Source organism: Novosphingobium sp. (assembly GCF_036733805.1).
In the GTDB taxonomy this organism is placed as follows: Bacteria; Pseudomonadota; Alphaproteobacteria; order Sphingomonadales; family Sphingomonadaceae; genus Novosphingobium.
On record NZ_DAIMZT010000112.1, the window covers coordinates 1 to 3,915 of the forward strand.

General features: G+C 59.9%; 4 protein-coding genes. All 4 read right to left on the minus strand.

Going from position 1 to position 3,915, the window contains the following annotated elements:
• Positions 1-875 (minus strand): APC family permease (locus V7D69_RS15420; RefSeq protein ID WP_333606252.1); only part of this gene is annotated, 875 nt, incomplete at its 3' end.
• A gap of 419 nt (positions 876-1,294) precedes the next feature.
• The gene (locus V7D69_RS15425) at positions 1,295-2,263 is read right to left on the minus strand and encodes a nuclear transport factor 2 family protein (protein WP_333606253.1); all 969 of its coding nucleotides are present in this window, start codon (positions 2,261-2,263) and stop codon (positions 1,295-1,297) included.
• A gap of 174 nt (positions 2,264-2,437) precedes the next feature.
• Positions 2,438-3,463 carry a serine hydrolase domain-containing protein gene (locus V7D69_RS15430; protein ID WP_333606254.1) on the minus strand — a complete coding sequence of 342 codons (1,026 nt, stop codon included), beginning with the start codon at positions 3,461-3,463 and terminating at the stop codon, positions 2,438-2,440.
• Between the two features lie 269 nt (positions 3,464-3,732).
• The coding region (locus tag V7D69_RS15435) for a DUF2147 domain-containing protein (protein WP_333606255.1) at positions 3,733-3,915 on the minus strand (183 nt) is incomplete at its 5' end.

Sequence of the window (3,915 nt, forward strand, 5' to 3'; positions counted from 1 at the left end):
CCGGCCAGCGTCATCAGCAGCGCCACCGGCGGCCCCAGCCAGGACAATCCGTGCGCGCTGCCCGCCTGCGCGATCGCCTGATTGACTCCGCCGATGATGGAAATCTGCGGCGCGGGCACCGCCCACATCAGCGCCAGCGTCGAAAGCATGTAGATCGCGCCGATCGCGATGCCCGACAACACCAATGCGCGCGGGATCGAGCGGCGCGGGTCGCGGATTTCTCCGGCCAGGATCGGCGCAAGCTCCAGCCCGGCGAACGCGAAACAGACCTGCGCGAAGAAGATCACGGTGTCGAATTTCGCAAACGACGGCACGAACGATCTGGTGGGCATCGGCGTGGCCGAACCGGAGGCGACGAGCGCGACCACGCCCACCGCCACCAGCACGATCGCCGGAATCCATTGCGCCAGCCCGCCGAGGTTCTGCAGCCAGCGCCCGCTTTTCATGCCGATGATGTTCAACCACAGCGCGAGCAGCATCAGCAGCAAGGACGCGCTCGCCGTGTAGGCTGCGCTGTTTTCAAGCCACGCGAAACGCTGGTTGAAGATGTACAGCGCGAACACCATCGTGGACAGCGTCAGCGTCGGAAAATAGAGGATGTTCGACGACCAGTAGGCCCAGCCGGCGATGAAACCGTGGCGCTCGCCGAACGCCTCGCTGATCCACACGTATAACCCGCCATCCTTCGGCAGCGTTGAAGCCAGCGTCATCACGCACAGACCTTGCGGTATGAAAAAAGCCGCCGCGGCGAGCGCCCACAACACCAGCGATGACGGCCCGCTGTGCGCGGTCAGCGCCACCCAGCGCAGGCCGACGATCGCAACCACGTTGAACAGCACCAGGTCGAAGGTGCGCAGGGTCTTTTGCGGCGCCATCGGATTTACTCCAGCATGGACGTGGCGCGGAGCATAGCGGACACATCGTCATTCCCGCGAAAGCAGGACAAATTCGTCTGGACGAATTTGAACAACCGAAGGTTAGCCCGAAGGACAAAGTCCAGGGATGGACTTTGTAATCCAGAATCTTGCTCTTACTCGTCATTCCGGCGAAAGCCGGAATCCAGGTGTTTTTGCTCTTGTCGTCATTCCGGGGCCGCCGAAGGCGGAACCCGGAATCTGCTCTTGTCACTCGCTACGAAAGCAGATTCCGGACCGCGGCTGCGCCGCGTCCGGAATGACGAAAGATATTTTGCGTAGCCCGGATGAAGCCGCGAAGCGGCGCAATCCGGGTTGCACTTTCCCGGATTTCGCTGCGTTCCATCCGGGCTGCTTGCTACGTGCTACGAATTAATAAGTCACGTAGGCGAATTGAAGCCGAACACCCATTTCCAAGTGTGGCCATCTTTTACATAGACCGAGTTGCCATAGACCTTGAGCCCGCTGATGTCCTGGCCGCCGCAGGCACCGTTGACAGTGGCCGTCAAGGTCAGGATCGCGACACCCGGCGAGATAGTTGTCCCCGTGCCATTTATCAGCGTGAAATTCTTGACCTGGCATATCGGGCCTGTCCAGTCCTTTATCGTGTCGGCCTTGTTGTCGAAATGCGTGCCGAAAATATCCACGAATGCAATTTGTCGCGCCGTCAGGCGCTCGAGCCGCTTGGCGTCCTTGTCTTTCCATGCGGCCCAGACCGCATTCTCGGCTGCCATCAAGGCGCCGGTGATCGGGTCGGCGGCTGTTTCTGATGACCGAGCGCCAGCCGACTTGGCGTTAGCTGCCTCACTCTTTGCGGGCTGTGTCTTTTTGTCGGTTTCCGGCTGGGCAGCAGGATTGACGATCAGGTTTTCGCCATGAAAGGCGACCTGCCATGTTTTGCCGTTTCTGACCCAGATGGTTGCCGCCCTGACCGGGCTAGGGATTTTTTCGGCTTTGCCACCGGTCGCGCAGGTACCTTGCATGTCCGACACATAAGTCAGCGCATAAGCATCGTCGTTGATTTTCAACAGATGTGGTTCGGTCAATGTCCAGCCCGTTTTAACCTCGCATTTGCTATCGCCGATCAGCTTGACGACTTCCGCCTTGCCGACGCGGACTCCGCCCATTTGCTTTACAAACTTGTCGCTGAGAAGGTTTCCGAAGAATTTGCCGTCGCCCCTTATGCGGGCTTCCTTCGCGCTTTTTTGTAATGCCAGGAACGCGTCGGCGCCGGGAGCTGCAGCGGCTGCCTCGGAAGCACTGGCCCTGGACATCCGAGCCGGGCCACATATCGCGAGCGCGGCGACGACGGCGGCGATCAACAGAGAATTTCGCGAATCGAGATTCATCGGATTCTCCCTGGCGGCATGTGAGTATCGACAATGTTGTAAATTGGGTAAGCCTTTTACACGAACCTCTACATGATGGTGCATGCCTTAGGACTCGGCTGCGGCTCACCCCAATCTACGCGAGCTAGCGGCGCAATCCCGGATTCCGCTACGCTCCATCCGGGCTTTGCCGGATCAGAATGACTTGGCAATCAGTCGGGCGGGCAGCGGCTCGGGCATGGGATCGGGAACGAGGTTGGTGCCGAAGTAAGCGACAACCACATCCTTGTCGCGATTGATGTAGAGGAGTTGACCGGCCCAGCCACCCTTAGCCAGCTCGCCTTTGTCGCTGATCATGTCCCATTCGTAAGTCAGAGGCAGCATGCCCTTGCTCGGTGACACGTTCCCTGCTTGCTTGTCACCGCTCTCGCCGAAGATTCTCTTGATGATCGAATCCGAGATCAGCCGCGGCTGGCCCGGCGGCGGATGTTTGGTGAACAACAATCCGAACCGCGCAAGATCCCGCAAGGTCGCTGCCATCCCCGCATGCGAAGCCGGATAACCGCGCTCGTTTTCCGTCAGGGTGGCATCGTGCTCCGCACCCATTTTGCTCCAGATGAGATCGCTGACGGCATCGGCCAGGCTTTTCCCGGTAACCCGTGAAACGACCTCTCCGATAACGGCGGTGTTGCTGCTGGTATAAGCCCATTTTTCGCCGGCCGGGCGCTCACGTTTGATCGTGCGGAGGAATCCGGGTAGATCGCCCGTGCGCGCCGACTCCGGGAGCTCAGGCGAAGTCCGGGCCTGCCAGCCCAGAGTTGCCTCCAACTGGAATTGCTTGTGCTTCGGATTTCGATAGGCGTCGGGGCTATCCTCGCTTCCTTCCATGCCGGAACGCATATCGACCAAGGCGCGCAGGGGAGTTCCCGCCCAATCGCTACCTTTCAGTTCGGGAAGATAAGCCTCCACTGGCTTCGTCAAATCCACCTTGCCTTGATCTTCAAGGATCGCGAGCGAGGTGAGCACGAACTCCTTGGTCACCGACATCAGGATGTGCAGGTCGTCAGGCTGGATGGTCGGATACTTCTCGTAAACGATCACGCCGCGGTGGAGCACGATGCAACCATCCACGGCGCCGTTGTTGATGAATTGATCCAGGGTCCGCCGGGGTTCGCCGGGTCTGCTCACGACGAGTTGTCCAATTTTCGGATCGATGTGCACCGGCAGATCGACAATCGCGCCGCCGCGTCGGATGACCGCGGAATAGAAGACCTCCGAAGTGTGCGTGAACGCCCAGCGCGAGAGCGGGCCGCCCTTGTCCCAATTTTCGATCGTGACCTGCCCACGAAGCGGCTGGGCAGACATCGATTCAGCAGGCGGCCTCGGGCTCTCTATTGGCGGGGGCGCCTCTGCCGCCGCCGCGGAAAACGCAACGCTCATGAGGCACGCACCTGCGCATCCGATCGAGCTCAATCCTGTCAACGATGTGTTCATTGCTGCCTCTCCCACACCTGCGACCTGCCCAGCAGCGAGAAGCCGATGTATCCGTGCACGTCGAGTTTCTTGCCATCGTCAACGAGTTTCAGTTTGACCTTGTAGGTCTTGCCGTTCTTGGGATCGAGGATCTGGCCGCCGTCCCACACGTCGCCGTCCTTCTTCACGCCCCACATGAT